Consider the following 17534-nt stretch of genomic DNA (forward strand, 5'->3'; position numbering starts at 1 on the left):
AAACGTATTCTTTTTTGTATTTTTGTATCAATTGAAAATCAGGCAACCGATTGGATATTAGTTACACAGTACATCAAATAAATTATTAAATAGAATGGCTTTTGATATAGAAATGATCAAGAAGGTTTACAGCCAATACGATGAGCGCATTGCTGCTGCTCGTAAATTGGTGAATAAGCCTTTGACCCTATCTGAGAAAATTTTGTACGCTCACTTATGGGCCGGAAATGCCACAGAAGCTTACGAGCGTGGTACTTCTTATGTTGACTTTGCACCAGATCGCGTAGCGATGCAGGATGCAACAGCACAAATGGCGTTGTTACAGTTTATGCAAGCTGGTCGCCCGAAGGTAGCTGTACCTTCAACGGTACACTGTGATCACTTGATTCAAGCTAGAGATGGTGCGGAGCAAGATTTAACACGTGCTAAAAACGAAAGTTCGGAAGTGTTTAATTTCCTTTCTTCGGTATCTAATAAATATGGTATCGGTTTCTGGAAACCAGGAGCAGGTATTATTCACCAAGTCGTATTAGAAAACTACGCTTTCCCGGGTGGTTTGATGATCGGGACGGATTCACATACTGTAAATGCTGGTGGTCTAGGAATGATCGCTATTGGTGTTGGTGGTGCGGATGCATGTGATGTAATGGCAGGTCTTCCGTGGGAGCTTAAATTCCCTAAACTTATTGGCGTTAAATTAACAGGTAAGCTATCAGGCTGGGCATCTCCTAAAGATGTGATCTTGAAAGTTGCTGGTATTTTAACTGTAAAAGGTGGTACAGGTGCTATCGTTGAGTATTTTGGCGAAGGTGCTGAATCCCTTTCTTGTACAGGTAAAGGTACAATCTGTAATATGGGTGCTGAGATTGGTGCAACAACATCTACTTTCGGATACGACGAATCTATGGAGCGTTACTTACGCGCTACAGATCGTAATGAAGTAGCTGATGCAGCAAATGCAATCAAAGGTCACTTAACTGCGGATGCTGAGGTTTATGCAAATCCAGAACAATATTTCGATCAATTAATTGAAATCAACTTGTCAGAATTAGAGCCTTCTTTGAATGGTCCTTTTACACCTGACTTGTATACACCTGTTTCTCGTATGCGCGAAGAGGCAGAGAAAAACGGATGGCCTTTAACTGTAGAATGGGGATTGATCGGTTCATGTACAAACTCTTCATACGAAGATTTGTCTCGTGCAGCTTCAATCGCTAAACAAGCAATTGATAAAGGTCTTGTAACCAAAGCTGAGTTTGGTATTAACCCAGGTTCTGAGCAAGTTCGTTATACAGCAGATCGCGATGGTTTATTAAAAACTTTCGAAGATCTTAATGCAACAATCTTTACTAATGCATGTGGTCCATGTATCGGTATGTGGGATCGTAAAGATGCGGATAAGCAAGAGAAAAACACGATTGTACACTCGTTCAACCGTAACTTTGCAAAACGTGCGGATGGTAACCCGAATACATATGCATTCGTAACTTCACCAGAGATGGTAGCTGCGATTGCTATTTCAGGTAACCTAGGATTTAATCCTGTTACGGATACCTTAACAAATAAAAATGGTGAACAAGTTAAACTTGATCCACCTGTAGGTGACGAATTGCCAACAAAAGGTTTTGCAGTAGAAGATGCAGGTTACCAAGCACCAGCAGCAGACGGATCGAATGTCGTTGTTGATGTAGCGCCGACATCAGATCGTTTACAATTGTTGGAACCTTTCGCAGCATGGGAAGGTACAGACCTTAAAGGTTTGAAACTTTTGATCAAAGCAAAAGGTAAATGTACTACCGACCATATCTCAATGGCTGGTCCTTGGTTGAAATACCGTGGTCACTTGGATAACATCTCAAACAACATGTTGATTGGAGCGGTAAACTACTTCAACGATAATACGGATGATGTTAAAAACCAATTGACAGGTACATACGGTGCTGTTCCAGCAACACAACGTGCCTATAAAGCGGCGGGTATTGGTTCGATTGTGGTAGGTGATGAAAACTATGGTGAAGGTTCTTCACGTGAGCACGCAGCGATGGAGCCTCGTCACTTAGGTGTTCGCGCGGTATTGGTTAAATCATTTGCACGTATCCACGAGACAAACTTGAAAAAACAAGGTATGCTTGGTTTGACATTTGCAAACAAAGATGATTACAATAAAATTTTAGAAGACGATACAATTGATATCGTTGGCTTGACTTCTTTTGCTCCAGGAACACCATTAACATTGGTATTACACCATGCTGATGGTACAAAAGAAGAAATCTTAGCGAACCACACTTACAATAAACAACAAATTGAATGGTTTAAGGCCGGCGGTGCGTTGAATATTATTCGCAAGAATCAAGGATAGTTATTCCCAAAATTTATTTTGAGTGTTTAACCCGGTACTTTCGTACCGGGTTTTCCATTATACTTTATGAAAAACATAATTTTATCTGCCCTTTTAGGGGCATGTGCTGTTACTTCCGTTTTTGCGCAAGAAGAGCGTAAAAGCATATTTAATCCAAAAAACCATCGTATTGAAAGTAATAATGGTCGCTTTTTCGTTCACTGGGGCTACAACTTTTCAAGCTATGCCAAGTCTGATATTCATTTCAAAGGACCAGGTTATGCTTTTACCTTACACGACGTAAAAGCAGGCGATCGCCCATCTAAACTATCGCTAGATTATATTAACCCCGCAAGGATAACGATTCCACAGTTTAATTTCCATTTTGGTTATTTTATCAACGATAATTATTCTATATCCTTAGGTTGGGACCATATGAAATATGTGGTGAATACACCACAGTCTGTTAAATTTACGGGGTACGCTGATGCACAAGTTTCGGATCCAGCGATACCGAGCGGCATTTTTGGAAATACACAAAGTGGCGATCAGGTTCTATTGAACCCTGATGAATTTAAATACGAACATACAGACGGTTATAATTTTGCTACAGTTGGTCTGGAGCGCTATGACGATATCTGGGTAGCACCTTCAGGAAAGATGTATTTAACGATGGAAACAGGGGTAGAAGCAGGGCTTATTATTCCACGATCAGACGTGCGTATCTTTGGTGAGGGAAAAAATCACTACTGGAATATTTCTGGGTATGGTGGCGCAGCCAAAGCCGGAGCCCAGTTTCATTTTAACAAGAGATTGTATTTGCAAGGTAGTTTTAAGACTGGGTGGACGGATATGCGGACCATTCCGACCACAGGGCGAAAAGGGATTGATAATGCAAAACAGAAGATTTGGTTCTTTGAGAACTACTGGGTTCTAGGTGTTAAGATCTAGAAAAAAAATGCAACTCTTTCATTATCTAGCTGTTCGAAAATAAGAATTTATATTTCATTTTTCCTTGCGTAAAGTGATCTAAAAACACTATTTTTGCCAGCGAAGCTTGCGTAGTTCAATGGATAGAATATCAGATTCCGGTTCTGACGATGTGGGTTCGACTCCCGCCGCGAGCACAAAAATAAAGATGGCAGCAAACTGTTTTAGTGCTGTCGAGACATCAGATTTGGTTGCGCTGAGCTCTTCTAGATTTGTGTCTGTCTAAAACAAAAAAGGTTGTACATATTGTACAACCTTTTTTGTTTTCATGCGTAGGGGCGAACTACTCCACCACAACGCCCATATTACTAAATTTATCAATACGTTCTGTTACGAGTGTATCACTATCTTTAGCACCCAACACTTTTAAATCAGCTAATATTTTTGCTTTTACATTTTCTGCAGTTGCAGCAGGGTCTTGATGCGCACCACCAATTGGCTCTTCAATGATACCATCGATAAGGCCATTTTGCAACATATCTTCCGCAGTCAATTTTAAGGATTCTGCTGCTTTTTCTTTTTGATCCCAGCTACGGTATAAAATCGATGAACAGGACTCAGGAGAGATAACCGAATACCATGTGTTTTGTAACATGTAAACGCGGTCTCCAACACCAATACCCAATGCTCCACCAGAAGCACCTTCACCAATGACAATACAAATGACAGGAACCTTCAGAACGGACATTTCCAGCAAATTTCTAGCAATTGCTTCACCTTGACCACGCTCTTCGGCTTCAAGACCGGGGTATGCACCCATCGTATCGATTAACGTGACAATCGGTTTGTTGAACTTCTCTGCCATCTTCATCAAGCGAAGAGCCTTACGGTATCCTTCTGGATTAGCCATACCAAAATTCCGATATTGACGTTCTTTAGTGTTCTTACCCTTCTGGTGACCAATAACCATAACGGATTCGCCACCAATGGACGCAATACCACCCACGATAGCTTTGTCATCACGGACCGTACGATCGCCATGAAGCTCAATAAACTCATCACAGATCATTTCGATATAGTCGAATGTTTGTGGGCGCTCAGGATGGCGAGACATCTGAACCTTTTGCCAACCGGTCATGTTGGTATATATATCTGTTTTCGTTTGTTCTAGCTTAGCTTTCAGCTCATTGATCGTAGCGCTCATGTCTACTTTTGTCTTTTCTTGAACCTGTAACACTTTTTCCATCTGTGTCTGCAAATCTGCAATCGGTTTTTCGAAATCAAATGTTGTTTCCATAATTGTATGTATCTAGCGCATTTCAGCCCGCTAAGTTAATTTATTTTTTAGCGATATGGAAATTACAGAGCGATAAACCGCCATTAGGTACTGTTTTTTTTACGCTACAGCATATTTATTGAGCCTACTAAAATGAAAGGAGCTGTTTTAAGTAAGAGAGAGACGATTTGCGTGTATCGTTTTAATTTCTATATTAAGTGTTGCAGAACAAACATAAAAGTAATAATTTAGATTATACATAAACATGATGAACGACGAAAATAATAAGTTTCAGATATCGCTTCAATTTATTCTTAAAGTTGTATTGCTACTTCTATTATATGCCAGTTTTTGGTATGCCCCTGATTTTTATAAGGATAAACCTGGACTCGATAAAGTAACAGACGCGATCGCACTCTTTTTAGCATCTAGTATTATTTTCTCGATTGGCCGATATACGCTTATTGCATTGTATCGTCGCCAGCATGGAGATCGTAACGTTCGTGGAAATTTTGTGCTTGGAATTGGTCGTCTCACGGCTGTACTAAACACCGTCATGTTTTTCATTGCCTTGATGCTCTCTTTTGGTATCGATCCAAGAAACTTTCTTACCAGCCTTACGTTTGTAGCGATGGCTATTGCTGTTACTTTTAGAGAGTATATTACGAACATGATCTCGGGCTTATTTATTATGTTTTCGGACAGCCTATCCGTTGGGGATCGTGTAAAAATTGGAGAGTATAAAGGGCGTATAATGGATATTACCTTTTCTAGCTTAATTATTCAGGATGAAGATGAGGATCTAATTACCGTGCCGAATAACCTTGTATTTACGATGCCTGTGGTAAACTTATCCGCACATCCATCAAGTTTTTTTACTGTTCGTTTTGAACTTCCTTTACAAGGCGGAATGGATGTGGATTTATTGGAGGATCGCATAAAAACAATGCTGCGCAATCACCCTAATCTGACTGGGGAGGATACACTCGATTTAAAGATCATGGATATTGGTAAAGATTTCGTGAAGTATAAAGTCGATATGCATGCTACGAGTAATAGCAGTAAACTTCACCGTAAGCTCATGAATGAAATCTTACATGAAGTTCTACGCTTTAAAAAAGAATACGAATATAAAGGACAGGATTAAACTTTTCTAACCCTTACATTTTTAACAAAATGATGCGATCCTTTTTCAAGGATAAGATCAGCGCGGTATCGTGTAGGTAGTATATTTTCTCTAAGATTTGGCTTATTGATTTCGTTCCAAATATTTGTGGCCATTGCTAAGCTTTCTTCAGCATTCATATTGGCAAAACGATGAAAGTAGGAGTCTGGATTCTGGAAAGAAGTAGCACGTAACGATTCAAACCTGTTGATATACCAATCCATAATGTCGGCCTCATCGGCATCGACATATATAGCGTAGTCAAAATAGTCCGAAACGAAGATATTATTACCCGTAGTCGAGTTCACTTGTAAAACGTTAATACCTTCGACAATCAAAATCTCGGGCTGATGCACGAGTTGTTTCCTATCCTTTAGGATGTCGTATTCAACATGGGAATACATCGGAACTTCAAAGCACTCTTCACCAGATTTCATGGCAGCAAGGAAATTCAAAAGCAATTTAGTATCATAGCTTTCTGGAAAACCTTTGCGGTTTAAAATCCCTCTTTCAATGAGTGTAGCATTGGGGTAGAGAAAACCATCGGTTGTCACCAGGTCTACTTTTGGTTTACCCGGCAGCATCGACAGCACCTTTTGCAATACACGTGCTGTCGTACTCTTGCCCACGGCAACGGAGCCTGCAATACCAATAATAAAGGGAAGCTTTTGGGTATGTTTTTGCAAGAATCCATTGACATTTACATGCACCTGTTTTGTCTCCTGGAGCATTATATTCAAGAGATGAGCTAAAGGAAAATAGATATCTTCAATCTCTTCGATAGTTAAAGGTTCATTGAGTGCATGCAGGTTTGCAATATCACTTTGCATCAAATCGTATGAAAACTGACCATTTAGATTCCTCCATTCATTTCTGTCAAACAGTTGGAACGGACCTCCACTAACTCCCTCTTTTCTATTTAGAGACATACCGCGCTATTTAATTGTGGGCAAACTTAGATAAATTTACTTTTTTTTTCAAAACTAAATTTTATTCTAACGTGCATTTTGCCCCAATGGATGCTATACATACGGATTCCGTTATGTAACAATTACAGGAGACTGCTTTCAATGATTACGGGGTTATTGAGAATCTTATGAATCGGACATTTATCCGCAATGGCCAGTAAGCGTTGGCGTTGCATGTCATCGAGATCGCCCAAAAGATTGATGCGACAGTGTACAAAGGTTGTGTTTTGTAGTTCTGCTTTCTGTGTACTTAGCGATAGCTCTATCTCTACGCCATCCAAGGGCCATCCTTTACGATCTGCATACATTCGTACGGTCATAACCTTGCAAGTGCCAAGAGAAGACAGAAACAGTTCCTTCGGAGAGGGACCGAAGTCGGTACCTCCAACCTCCTTAGGTTCGTCCGCAATAATGTGATGTTGCGCTATCTGAACCTCTGTTTTATATCGATCTTTTCCTATTTTGACACTTACATTTCTTTCCATAACAATTTTATTTATCTTATAATAAACCCTTTATAATTAAACTGCCCGTAGCCGGATTTGTCGCCAAGGGTACATTATATAAATCGGATATACGCATAAGCATTTGTATATCTGGCTCATGAACATGTTTGCCTAAAGGATCTCTGAAGAAAATAATTCCATCGACTTTTCCCTCGGCAGTTAAGGCTGCAATCTGCGCATCTCCACCTTTCGGGCCGCTTAGTTTGAGCTCAACGGGGAGCCCTGTCTTTAAAACATATGAACCTGTTGTTCCCGTAGCAATAATATTGGCCTGTCTTAGGTCTTCTAAATGATCCTTAACAAAGGCAACCATATCAGCCTTTTTACCATCGTGCGCAATCAGCGCAATCGTCTTCTTCATACAAATACTATTAACCAAAGAATATATAAGAAACAATAATCGCTGCAATCACACCGACTAACTCAGCTAACAAAGCGCAAGGCAAAGCATGTCTGGTTTTCTTGATGGCTACAGAGCCAAAGTATACCGCTAAAACATAGAACGTTGTTTCCGTAGACCCTTGGATCACACAGGCTACACGCGAAGCAAAGTCATCAGCTCCTTTTGTTGCCATCAGCTCAACCATCAGGCCGCGTGCACCAGAACCACTCAACGGTTTCATAAAAGCAACTGGTAGTGCCTCTACGAACGATGTGTCGATACCAACTTGTGCAATGAGGTAAGAAATACCACTAACAAGGTAGTCCATCGTTCCGGAAGCGCGAAAAACCGCTATACCAACCAATATAGCAACTAGATATGGTATAATCTTCACCGCAACGTCAAAACCTTCTTTTGCTCCCTCAATAAAAGCATCGTACACATTTATACGCTTTATAAAAGCGAGCCCTATAAAGGAAACAAACAAACCAAAGAGAACAAAGTTTCCAAATACACGAGAAATAACACCTATTTCTTCTTGTCCCAAGGTACTGAAGTAGTATAGCGTGCTTCCTACCAATATGACTAAGCCGCCTAAGTACGCGAGGATAGTTTTATTGAAAAGATTGATTTTTTGATAGATTGAAACTAAGATTAGGGCCGCTAGGGTAGAGAAGAATGTTGCAATCAGGATCGGTAAAAATATATCTGATGGTTGCGCGGCTCCTGCTTCTTGCCGATAGGCCATAATAGAAATAGGCAATAACGTTAAACTAGAAGCGTTGAGGACGATAAACATGATTTGCGCATTCGAAGCGGTGTCCTTCTGTGGGTTAAGCTCCTGAAGTTCCTTCATTGCTTTAAGTCCTAGTGGTGTCGCGGCATTGTCTAACCCAAGCGCATTTGCAGAGAAATTCATCAAAATAGAGCCCAGTGCGGGGTGGTTTTTTGGAATTTCAGGGAAGAGCTTATTAAAGAAAGGACCAACAATCTTAGCAAAGATATTGATCATACCGCCTTTTTCTCCGATTTTCATAATACCAAGAGCAAAAGTCATCATTCCGATTAATCCCAGTGAGATTGTTGCACCATTGGCTGCACCCTCGAAAAGTGAGTTGACGATATTCTGAAAAACTTCAGTATCACCTCCGATAAGTTTAATCAATGCAACGAAAAAGGTGATTAGGAAAAAGGAAACCCAAACGTAATTTAGTGCCATATAATTTTTTTTACGGTGGTAAATGTAAGATTAAAGATTAATTCTTCAAAAAGTTCCATACAGAGCGTTCCCGACTATTTTTCTTGTCTTGAAGAAGGTCTGTTACAATATCGTTTATTAGGTTTTCGTTTTCGCTAATCATGCGATCGGCTATTGCTATGATTTTCTGTATATTACGAGGCGTAGCAGCGTCCATAGCTGGGTTTGCAGAGGATAGGTTTTCTGGTTCTACGCGAATGTAATTATTTGATTTATTTACAGACCGAAATAATTGCTTGAGGTAATAATCGGTACTCTCAGCGGAACTACTTCCCATAATATCGACTAAAGCAGGGCCAATAGAGATGGCCCATTTTTTCTTGAAATCTTCATAGTTATAAGAAACTTTTGATATTCCCGTACCTAGAGATAAGATAGATATATCGCTAATACGGTAGCTGTTGAAGCTTTTTATTACCTCCAGGAGGGCTGATAATGAGGGGTTATGCGCGAATACACCACCATCGACCAAAGGATACCGTGTACCCGCAACAGAGAAGATTTCGGCCACAGCAAAATATGTTGGGGCAGCTGATGTTGCACGACACACGTCTCGTAACAAGAAATCACGCTGTGCACCGTGGGATATTGCTTTCTGCTGTCGAAACAGGTGGTTTTTACGAAGTTCGATGTTATACGCTGTGATGATACAAGGTTTTAAAAGTTCACATAATTTGTGATCCCCAAAGTAGGAGAGCAGCACTTTGTTTAAGTTTTGCTCATGGTAAAGCTCGCTAACGAGACCGAAACGACTTAGAAAGCGTCGGAATGGTGTCGTGGAAAATATTTCAGTTCCATGTTCGAGATAAACATTCAAGGCATCTCGTGTGGTATATTTGTGTTTGGTTGGGGTCTCGGGGTCAGGGCAAAGAAGGAGTGAAGCTAGGATTCCGCCGGTACTGGTGCCGGCAAAGAAATCAAAGTAATCCGCAAGGCATGCATTGGAATCGTTCGTTGCCTCTTGGAGCTTCTCCTCGAGAGCTACTAAGAACATCGCAGGTATGATTCCTCGGATGCCACCACCATCTATAGACAGGATTCTTTTCATTGGCTGAATTAATTGTATTCCATTAAATGTAGCTAAAAAGCATTGGATATTCAATCTTTATTGCAGCAAATGAAGGAGTTACTTACGGATGTAGATTTTAGCCTCAAAAAAAAGTAAAAATAGTCGCTAAATTGGGGTGATTCTGCTATCTTTGCGAACCAATCAAGGAGAGGTGTCAGAGTGGTCGAATGAGCAGACCTGGAAAGTCTGTATACGGGATGACTGTATCGTGGGTTCGAATCCCACCCTCTCCGCAAGAAAATCCTTCATCGAAAGATGAGGGATTTTTTGCGTTCAGGGTGGATGAGAACCCAGGGGTTGGATCCGTAGGAGCTTAAGGAAAACCCACTATTGTCCCTGTTCGACCCTTTTTAAGTCGTCATTCTGCTTTTTCCTAAATTGGAAATTCTGGAACTCTGTATCTCTTGGTACTTCCAGTTCAAAACTTTTGAGCTTCGCAATTTCAACTTTCAGATTTTTGCCTATAAAATGAAGAATGTGTCCACCTTGCTGTTTGTCTGTCGATAAAAAATGAAGGTGAAATCCACTAGCTGTTATTCCATTCAAATATTCAGGAAGATGATAACCAATAAGAGTTCCTGTAGTGTTTTGATGCACAAAAAACTGCTGTCTCTCTAGTATAGAGGAAAGCACAGGAAAAGGTTCCTCCTTTACAGGAGGGAATGCTCTAGTTTTTATCGTGCTAAATGTTCCTGTTACACGAATAGCATACATCGCATTTTTAATGCTGAGCTTCTTGAGGATAGCATCCAACACAGCTTCTTGTTCCATATTTGTATCGATGTAAAAAGTAGTGTCTGCTTTAAAAAAAGTAACGGAAGAAAAAGCTGTTTTGTGATCATCGGGTAACACAACGGTTTTACCTGTGGCTTTTGTCTGATAGGCTTTACCATCAAGCATTGTCAGTTCCCCGTTCAACATATCGGGAGCACCGATACCGAAATCACCTTTTAGCTTTAGATCTCTAACCGGTAGTGTTCCCTTATACAAACCACCAATAAAAGCATCGATGACACCATAATTGTACAGCACATTAGCGTTCTTATGCTTACTTGCAAACAACTCTTCCATTGGAGTAATAACAAGCTTATTTTGGAACATCTGCGGTATCCATATTTTACTGCCGCTATGGTCAAAGTAAATATCGGCAGCACTTTCTTCTGTGAATTGAAAAACAGCCTGTTGGCTTTTTAAATCATATTTCCAAAGTTTTCCAAAACCTTTAACGGGAAAGGTTACCCAGTCGGAAATCAGTAGATGATTGTCATCAGTGAATTCGATGCCATCAAAAAATCCGGTAGCTATATTCGGTAATATGCTAAAATCCTCAAGACCTCTTTTTATGTAAACGTTCCCATCGCCGTAGTTTGTGCCATTGGTGCAAACGACCAACTGATCTGTATTGCGATTGTATGCAATTCCGTTTGCCGTTGGTAGATTACCGATTATTTCAAGGGACCTAGTCTTCGTGTTTATTTTGTAAATGTTTCCAGAAACTGTTTCTGTTATTCCTATGAAATCGTTTTCTAAACGACAGATATCATTCAGCACCTTTGCTTCAGGAACATTAATTTCGAAAATAGTATTTCGGGTTTTAATATCAAAACCAACAATTCGATCCAAATCCGCTACATACAAAATATGATCGATAATCGTCATTCCTTTGGGCGCATTTAAGATACCATTCTTCGGAAGGAATTTTAGATTGATTAATTGCCCATCGGCAGAAACTTCACTAATAAAACCATCTCCGTCCTTACTAAATACATCCTGACCTTGATTGGAAACAAAAAAACGTTTGCCATTAGATGCTACACTTTCAGGCATCGAAAAGCCATTGATATGTTGTTGTGCGTAGGTTTGCGATCCAAGGAAGATAAGAAACAGGAGTAGGTAATTTCTGATACTCATTTTTTTAGGTTTGAATGGTTTTTAGAATTTGACAACGATTTTCCCGAAAGCCGTTCGAGAACGGAGCTTGTAAAATGCCTCCTGCACTTGATCGATAGAGAAAACACTGTCTACGACAGGTTTGATATTATTCTTTTCAATTGCCTTTACCAATTCATGTAGTTCCTGTGCATGCCCGACAGAATAACCTTGTAAACGGATATAATTCATAATTACGGGTAGAATATTGAAGGAAAGCTGTGCGCCTGTCATCATTCCGATAAGCCCAATATAGCCGTGTTCCTTTACAGAAAGGATACTTTGATTAATGGTTTCACTACCGGCAACATCAAGAGTTAGGTCAACGCCAACTCCATTGTTTCGTCTTTTCACTTCGCTACTCCATTCCGGAAATTCTCTATAATTGATGATTTCATCGGCTCCTAAGTTTTTCAGTTGTTGCTCTTTCTCTTTGCTTCCTGTTGTGGCAATAACTTTCAGGCCGAAAGCTTTGGCAATCTGAAGAGCAAATAAGGAAACACCACCACTTCCTTGTACCAAAATAGTTTGTCCGGCCTTGATATGAGCCTGCGTTACCAAGCTTGCCCAAGCGGTAAGCCCAGCAACAGGTAGTGCGGCCGCTTCTTCATCGGTAAGGGTGGTGGGCGTGCGCACTAATGTGTTTTCGGGTTGTACGGTAAACTCAGCTAATGTGCCAGAAGTTTGCATTCCCGTTCTTAGCGCATTATGATAAGGTGTGGTTTTGCCGGATTCCCAACGTGTGATGAAAGGAATGATTACTCGATCTCTCTTTTTCCAGCGCGTGACATTGTTGCCTACATTTTCAACCACCCCTACACCCTCTGAAACCGGGATAAAAGGTAATGGGATGTTGAAGCCCGCTGTGTTTTCGGCTAGAATTAGATCGAGATACTGTAACGAAGCGGCTGTGGTTCTTACCAATACTTCGTTCTCACCAATAGTTGGTGTTGACACCTCCGCTAGTTTGAGGTGCTCGATACCGTAGTTTTCTAATTGTATTGCTTTCATAAATAAAATCTTATGAAGCAAAACTAGATAGACTTGCCTTTAAAAAATTATGCTAATCAAACAGAAGGTTATTATACTGAAACAATGTCCTTCCGATATTGCAGTGGAGAAAGTAAGGTGTGTTTTTTAAAGAAGATATTGAAATTTGAGGCGTGTTCAAAACCTAAGCTGTAGGCTATTTCTGCCATATCCCAACTGCTGAATTGCAATAAAGCCTTTGCTTCTTTAATCGTTCTTTCAGCCACCCATTCGGTCGTGGTTTTTCCTGTAGTCTCTTTCAATGCTCGGTTTAATGTGTTTGTATGTATGTTTAGTTGAGTTGCAAACTCATTCGCATTTTTAAGGGAGAGAACCTGATCTGGAGCATCTATGGGGAATTGTCGTTCTAATAATTCTATAAACAAGCCTGTAATACGTTCCGAAGCATTGGCGGGCTTATAAAATGTGTCGGCGGGTTGTATTTTCAACGCTTCGTGCATGATAATCTGTATGTAGCTTCTAAGCAGCTCATATTTGTTTGCGTAGCCGGAATGCATTTCTTTCAACATGCTTCTAAAAACACCCGTCAAAAGATTCATACTTTCCTGATCGGGAAAAAAAATATGATTTCCTCCTGCTTTAAACAAGGGAGAGTGTGATAGACTTTCGCTTTTGAGGTTATGATTGACAAACTCCTCCGTAAACAAGCAGAAGTATCCGGTTTGTTCATCATCACATGCGTCCCACGAAAAAGGGACTAAGGGATTCATAAACAGCAAAGCGTTGCCTTGAATGTTCAGCGCTTTATCTGCAATGCCGATTACGCCACTACCTTTGATTATCAATGATATTTTATAAAAGTCTCTTCTGTTCGGCAACATGGAGGTCGCACTGCACGCAAAACCGTCTCTTTCAAATACGTTAAACTGTCCTGATTTTGAAAAATCCTGTCCGTGTTGTGTGTAGAATTGCTTTAGAGTCTCTCTTGCTTTCATTTTATAAAGTTATGAAATTCAAACGAGCATATAGTCGGTTATCTATCATCTGAAGCACCTAGGCAAGCATGACCTCCTTTAAATAACGACGAACATCAAGTTCCAATTGTACGGGATACGCATATCCGAGCTTCCTTGCAATCTCATTACCGATTTCGGAAACCAAATCTGTTATCATATAGAGGGAGTCCCAGTTGCGAGATAGGTCTGCATCAGCGAAAGTCTGTTCAATACGCGACCACAAGGCAGGGCTTAGGTATTCTTTGAACAAACGACCATGCTTGTTCGTGGTAACTTTCCAATCGTGTTGCATCGCAATGTACCATTCCAATAAAGGAACCATATAATCTGTTCGGATTACATTTTCAGTCATAAACTTAGCGTAAAAAAGATCTTCTCTGGCTAGACATTTGGCTACATAAGTTGTGTCCCACCAAAAGTCATGCAGAAGTTGTGTGAAACGCGCTTCCATGGGTTTTTTGATGACTGAAACTTGGTAGGATGGCGGATGCATAGAAGGAGTTAAACCATCTTTATCTAACAAAACTTTATATCCAATATCCCAATCTTCACACAATATCGGCTGTTTAACTTCTGTAGAAAAGGATGATACACTATAGAGCTTAAAATCAACTTTGACCTGATCCTCATATAAAACCATTTTCATGGCATGCTTCCCATCAAAAGCAGATTCATCCTCTTCAACCATAGCTATTGGTCTACCGAACAATTTAAGCCAGGAATTATCCTGTACATATTTTGCGTTATACTCAAAAACAAGTTCAATATCTAAGTCACTATACTTATCGACTGGTGCTAGCGGATTCACTAAGGAGCTCGTAAGAAGTACAGTTCGTACATCCGGATTCTCTTGTGCCCAATCTATAATTTGATTCAATTTCTTATCTCGCATTGGTTTTATATTTAAAAACCTATTTTAAATTTCCCCATCAGCAATACCATTTTTGAAGTAAATTAGTCAAAGAAAACAATACTAATAAATTTTAACTGATGAAACAAAAACTACTAACTGAATTAACAGATCAGGAGCTCCTGGAGATGAAAAAGAAAGCAAAATCCAATAACATAATAAATGCAGCAATTATCGGATTTATGTTTGGTGTAACCGTCTATGCCGCAGTAAATCATGGCTTCAGCTTTTTTACACTTCTTCCGCTTGTATTAGCCGCGTACGCTGCTGTCAAATGGAATAAAGAAAAGAAAGCTTTAGAAGACGAGTTAAAGGCGCGAAACCTGTAACAGAACTAACGATAAAGGACGTCCATTATCATTAATTCTTTCTATTTAAGTAGGAGCGACAAACAATAACAGCTTCTAATTGTCTTCAATTTATTGATTATTAAGATTTCTTTTTTCTTAACCGATCATTGTTCTTTGATGAAGTAAGCAAGTAGCTTTAAAGATACGTGTCTATAGGCACAATGATACCTTTTACCGGAAATACGCCCCAGTCTTCTGTTTCTGTATAGCAGGGAAGTGTCGGTTCAATAGAATACGATATGCTAGCAAGTTAAAGGTAGAGGTTCAATTCCTGGTTTAGTAGGTTCGAATCCTACATCACGTAAGTTTAGGCTTTCTATAAAAAAGTCACCATGAAGCTACCTGTCTTTCGTTCGGTTGCAATGGTTTATTGTTTCTATTCCCGGAGTCTCTCCGCTGAGGAGAAGCATGACCAGGCAACAATTGCAACTAAACTTCGTAGCTTAAAACAAGTGTTCTCGGTGGTACTGCTTATCCTATTTGTCTACGGACACATTAGGCAAATCTTTACCTACAGTACATTCCTTTTAAGCTCCGTTCAGAAGCAATGAAGGGAGGATAGGTAGCTTTCTAATACGCAAAAAAACAAATATGTAATTGTAGAATAATTATGAAAAGGGTAACGGTAGATGTAAATCAAGTCGGTTTGGTGGTTAAAAACAATGTGGTGAAACGCGCCTTGCGCGCGGGTAGCTACTGGATAGGCTTTGGCGCTAAGCTGGAGACCTACAATATGTCCCATAACTTTGTAACACCACATAACATCGATGCGCTTTTGCAAGTAGATGGATTTAAGGAAATGGTAGAGGTTGTGGAAGTTGCGGATGATCAGATCTGCATTGTTTATCTGAACAATAATTTCTATAATGTACTTTCTGCTGGGCGACACTTCTTTTGGAAAGGATTACAAACCTATCGTTTTCAGATCGAAGACATCTCCACTATAGATATCAAACCGTCGGTCAGCCGTCAGCTGCTAGCCAGTCCAGCTTTTTCTTACTATGTATGTTACTATACCATTGAACCTTTCGAGCAAGCCTTGCTGTTTGTGGATGGCGCTTTTGTCAAGATCCTAGAGCCGGGAAACTACTACTGGTGGAAGAATGCGACGACTATCACAGTGATCAAAACCGATATGCGTGTTACAGCAGTAGAGATCACTGGTCAAGAGATTCTAACGAAGGATAAGGCACAGATCCGAGTGAACTTCTCTGCTCAATATCAAGTGAAAGATATTGTCAAAGCGCTCGGTGATAATAAAGAGTACGAGAAACAACTGTATACGCTGTTGCAATTGGTGCTACGTCGTTATATCGGACAAATGACGCTAGATGAGCTAATGGATAGTAAATCAGAAATATCAAAATACGTTATCGAGACTACGTCAACCGAGGTCGCCGCACTAGGATTAGCATTATTAAATGGTGGGGTAAAAGATATTATCTTGCCCGGAGATGTTCGTGAGATTATGAATCAAGTTCTTATTGCCGAAAAGAGAGCCCAAGCAAATATCATTACACGACGTGAGGAGACGGCATCTACCCGAAGCTTGTTGAACACCGCAAAGCTGATGGAAGAAAATGCTATGCTTTTCAAGTTGAAAGAAATGGAATATGTTGAGAAAATAGCCGAGAAGATCAACAGCATCTCCGTTTCTGGGAATGGTCAGATTGTGGATCAGCTAAAACAGCTTTTTGTCAAAAGTTAACGCCAAAGTACCCACCTTATTTCTTGACTTCAAGCAGTTTGTTTCTTGTATTTGCTTCATTTTTTAAAGAAACCTATCTCCCTTAATTGCCGACATTTTTTTAAAATCGTCTCCTGTTTTGTTACATCAACTTTCATATATCTAATTTAATGGTTAGTTCAACTGCCTAATCCGTCTCTCTATCGATAAACCTCTTTTTCCGATTTAGTTATAAGGTAGCTTTAACTTTATAAAGGAGCAAATAGAGATTTATTGACTATGATATATAAGGATGGTAGATTTGATAATAAAGAAGGCCAATTGATAAGAAGAAAGATTCTATCATTTATCGTTTATGGCGCCAGTTTATTATTATCAATATTCTTTATCTATACAGGCACCTATAAAATACTTCATGCAAAGTTGTTTGAATTTAATGCTCAACGTATTAGTCTTTTTCCATCATTCATAATTCCTTACTTGGCATATTTGATTGCTCTGGTCGAATTTATCGTTGCTATACTTCTCATCATTAAACCTTTAGTGGGTCATATGCTGTTCGCTTCAATAATGTTACTGTTTTCTGTTTATATCGTATATCTAAATTATAATCAGCTGTATGAAGTATGTGGATGCGGAGGAATCTTGAATGGGTTGGAATATTCCAGCCATTTGGTTCTTAATGTAAGTTTACTAACAATATCACTTTTACTCATTCACTACTTTGTAAGTGAAGATAAAAGGGTTTTATAAAGAAATA

16 protein-coding genes and 2 tRNA genes are annotated in these 17534 nt (G+C 39.7%); 8 read left to right on the forward strand and 10 right to left on the reverse strand.

The window, feature by feature from the left end:
* The first annotated feature begins 94 nt into the window (after positions 1–94).
* The 3 genes from E2P86_RS09575 to E2P86_RS09585 all read left to right on the forward strand — a co-directional run bounded on the left by E2P86_RS09575 (position 95) and on the right by E2P86_RS09585 (position 3465).
* A complete protein-coding gene (locus E2P86_RS09575) occupies positions 95–2359 on the forward strand; it encodes an aconitate hydratase (protein WP_085471837.1) in 2265 nt (754 codons plus the stop codon).
* Positions 2360–2425: 66 nt separating this feature from the next.
* Positions 2426–3289 carry a hypothetical protein gene (locus E2P86_RS09580; protein ID WP_085471836.1) on the forward strand — a complete coding sequence of 288 codons (864 nt, stop codon included), beginning with the start codon at positions 2426–2428 and terminating at the stop codon, positions 3287–3289.
* Positions 3290–3393: 104 nt separating this feature from the next.
* Positions 3394–3465, forward strand: a tRNA-Arg gene (locus E2P86_RS09585).
* Positions 3466–3611: 146 nt separating this feature from the next.
* Here E2P86_RS09585 and E2P86_RS09590 read toward each other — a convergent pair.
* Positions 3612–4565, reverse strand: coding sequence for an acetyl-CoA carboxylase carboxyltransferase subunit alpha (locus E2P86_RS09590; RefSeq protein ID WP_085471835.1), 954 nt, complete (start codon positions 4563–4565; stop codon positions 3612–3614).
* 244 nt (positions 4566–4809) lie between these two features.
* Between E2P86_RS09590 and E2P86_RS09595 the strand changes: the two genes are divergently transcribed.
* Positions 4810–5691: a mechanosensitive ion channel family protein gene (locus tag E2P86_RS09595; RefSeq protein ID WP_085471834.1), complete on the forward strand. Its 882-nt coding sequence runs from the start codon at positions 4810–4812 to the stop codon at positions 5689–5691.
* Here the strand turns inward: E2P86_RS09595 and coaA are convergent.
* The 5 genes from coaA to E2P86_RS09620 form a co-directional block, all read right to left on the reverse strand.
* Positions 5688–6638: a type I pantothenate kinase gene (coaA, locus tag E2P86_RS09600; RefSeq protein ID WP_085471833.1), complete on the reverse strand. Its 951-nt coding sequence runs from the start codon at positions 6636–6638 to the stop codon at positions 5688–5690. The genes E2P86_RS09595 and coaA overlap by 4 nt on opposite strands.
* Positions 6639–6760: 122 nt before the next feature.
* Positions 6761–7162 (reverse strand): OsmC family protein, encoded by a 402-nt coding sequence (locus E2P86_RS09605; protein ID WP_085471832.1) that lies wholly within the window; start codon positions 7160–7162, stop codon positions 6761–6763.
* A 16-nt stretch (positions 7163–7178) separates the two neighbouring features.
* Entirely contained in the window at positions 7179–7544 is a 366-nt protein-coding gene (locus E2P86_RS09610; protein WP_085471831.1) for a methylglyoxal synthase, read from the reverse strand.
* 10 nt (positions 7545–7554) lie between these two features.
* Entirely contained in the window at positions 7555–8784 is a 1230-nt protein-coding gene (locus E2P86_RS09615) for a nucleoside recognition domain-containing protein (RefSeq protein ID WP_085471830.1), read from the reverse strand.
* Between the two features lie 37 nt (positions 8785–8821).
* Positions 8822–9871, reverse strand: a complete 1050-nt coding sequence (locus E2P86_RS09620) for a patatin-like phospholipase family protein (protein ID WP_134432676.1) — start codon at positions 9869–9871, stop codon at positions 8822–8824.
* Positions 9872–10037: 166 nt separating this feature from the next.
* Between E2P86_RS09620 and E2P86_RS09625 the strand changes: the two genes are divergently transcribed.
* Positions 10038–10125: transfer RNA gene (locus E2P86_RS09625), tRNA-Ser, on the forward strand.
* Positions 10126–10219: 94 nt separating this feature from the next.
* On the opposite strand, the gene budA is transcribed toward E2P86_RS09625, so the two are convergent.
* From budA to E2P86_RS09645, 4 genes are all read right to left on the reverse strand, one after another.
* Complete coding sequence (budA, locus tag E2P86_RS18235) at positions 10220–11803, reverse strand: acetolactate decarboxylase (RefSeq protein ID WP_206367953.1); 1584 nt, start codon at positions 11801–11803, stop codon at positions 10220–10222.
* 21 nt (positions 11804–11824) lie between these two features.
* On the reverse strand, positions 11825–12832 hold the full coding sequence (locus E2P86_RS09635; protein ID WP_134432678.1) for a zinc-dependent alcohol dehydrogenase family protein: 1008 nt from the start codon (positions 12830–12832) through the stop codon (positions 11825–11827).
* Between the two features lie 71 nt (positions 12833–12903).
* On the reverse strand, positions 12904–13806 hold the full coding sequence (locus E2P86_RS09640) for a helix-turn-helix domain-containing protein (RefSeq protein ID WP_134432680.1): 903 nt from the start codon (positions 13804–13806) through the stop codon (positions 12904–12906).
* A 58-nt stretch (positions 13807–13864) separates the two neighbouring features.
* Complete coding sequence (locus E2P86_RS09645) at positions 13865–14719, reverse strand: AadS family aminoglycoside 6-adenylyltransferase (RefSeq protein WP_134432682.1); 855 nt, start codon at positions 14717–14719, stop codon at positions 13865–13867.
* Between the two features lie 98 nt (positions 14720–14817).
* Here E2P86_RS09645 and E2P86_RS09650 point away from each other — a divergent pair, with 98 nt between their 5' ends.
* The 3 genes from E2P86_RS09650 (at position 14818) to E2P86_RS18390 (ending at position 17527) form a co-directional block, all read left to right on the forward strand.
* Positions 14818–15066: a hypothetical protein gene (locus E2P86_RS09650; protein ID WP_085471786.1), complete on the forward strand. Its 249-nt coding sequence runs from the start codon at positions 14818–14820 to the stop codon at positions 15064–15066.
* Positions 15067–15697: 631 nt separating this feature from the next.
* Positions 15698–16795 (forward strand): slipin family protein, encoded by a 1098-nt coding sequence (locus E2P86_RS09655; protein ID WP_134432684.1) that lies wholly within the window; start codon positions 15698–15700, stop codon positions 16793–16795.
* A 258-nt stretch (positions 16796–17053) separates the two neighbouring features.
* Entirely contained in the window at positions 17054–17527 is a 474-nt protein-coding gene (locus E2P86_RS18390; protein ID WP_085471784.1) for a MauE/DoxX family redox-associated membrane protein, read from the forward strand.
* Positions 17528–17534 lie beyond the last annotated feature (7 nt).

The sequence above is a fragment of the Sphingobacterium psychroaquaticum genome (assembly GCF_004421025.1).
Classification (GTDB): domain Bacteria; phylum Bacteroidota; class Bacteroidia; order Sphingobacteriales; family Sphingobacteriaceae; genus Sphingobacterium; species Sphingobacterium psychroaquaticum.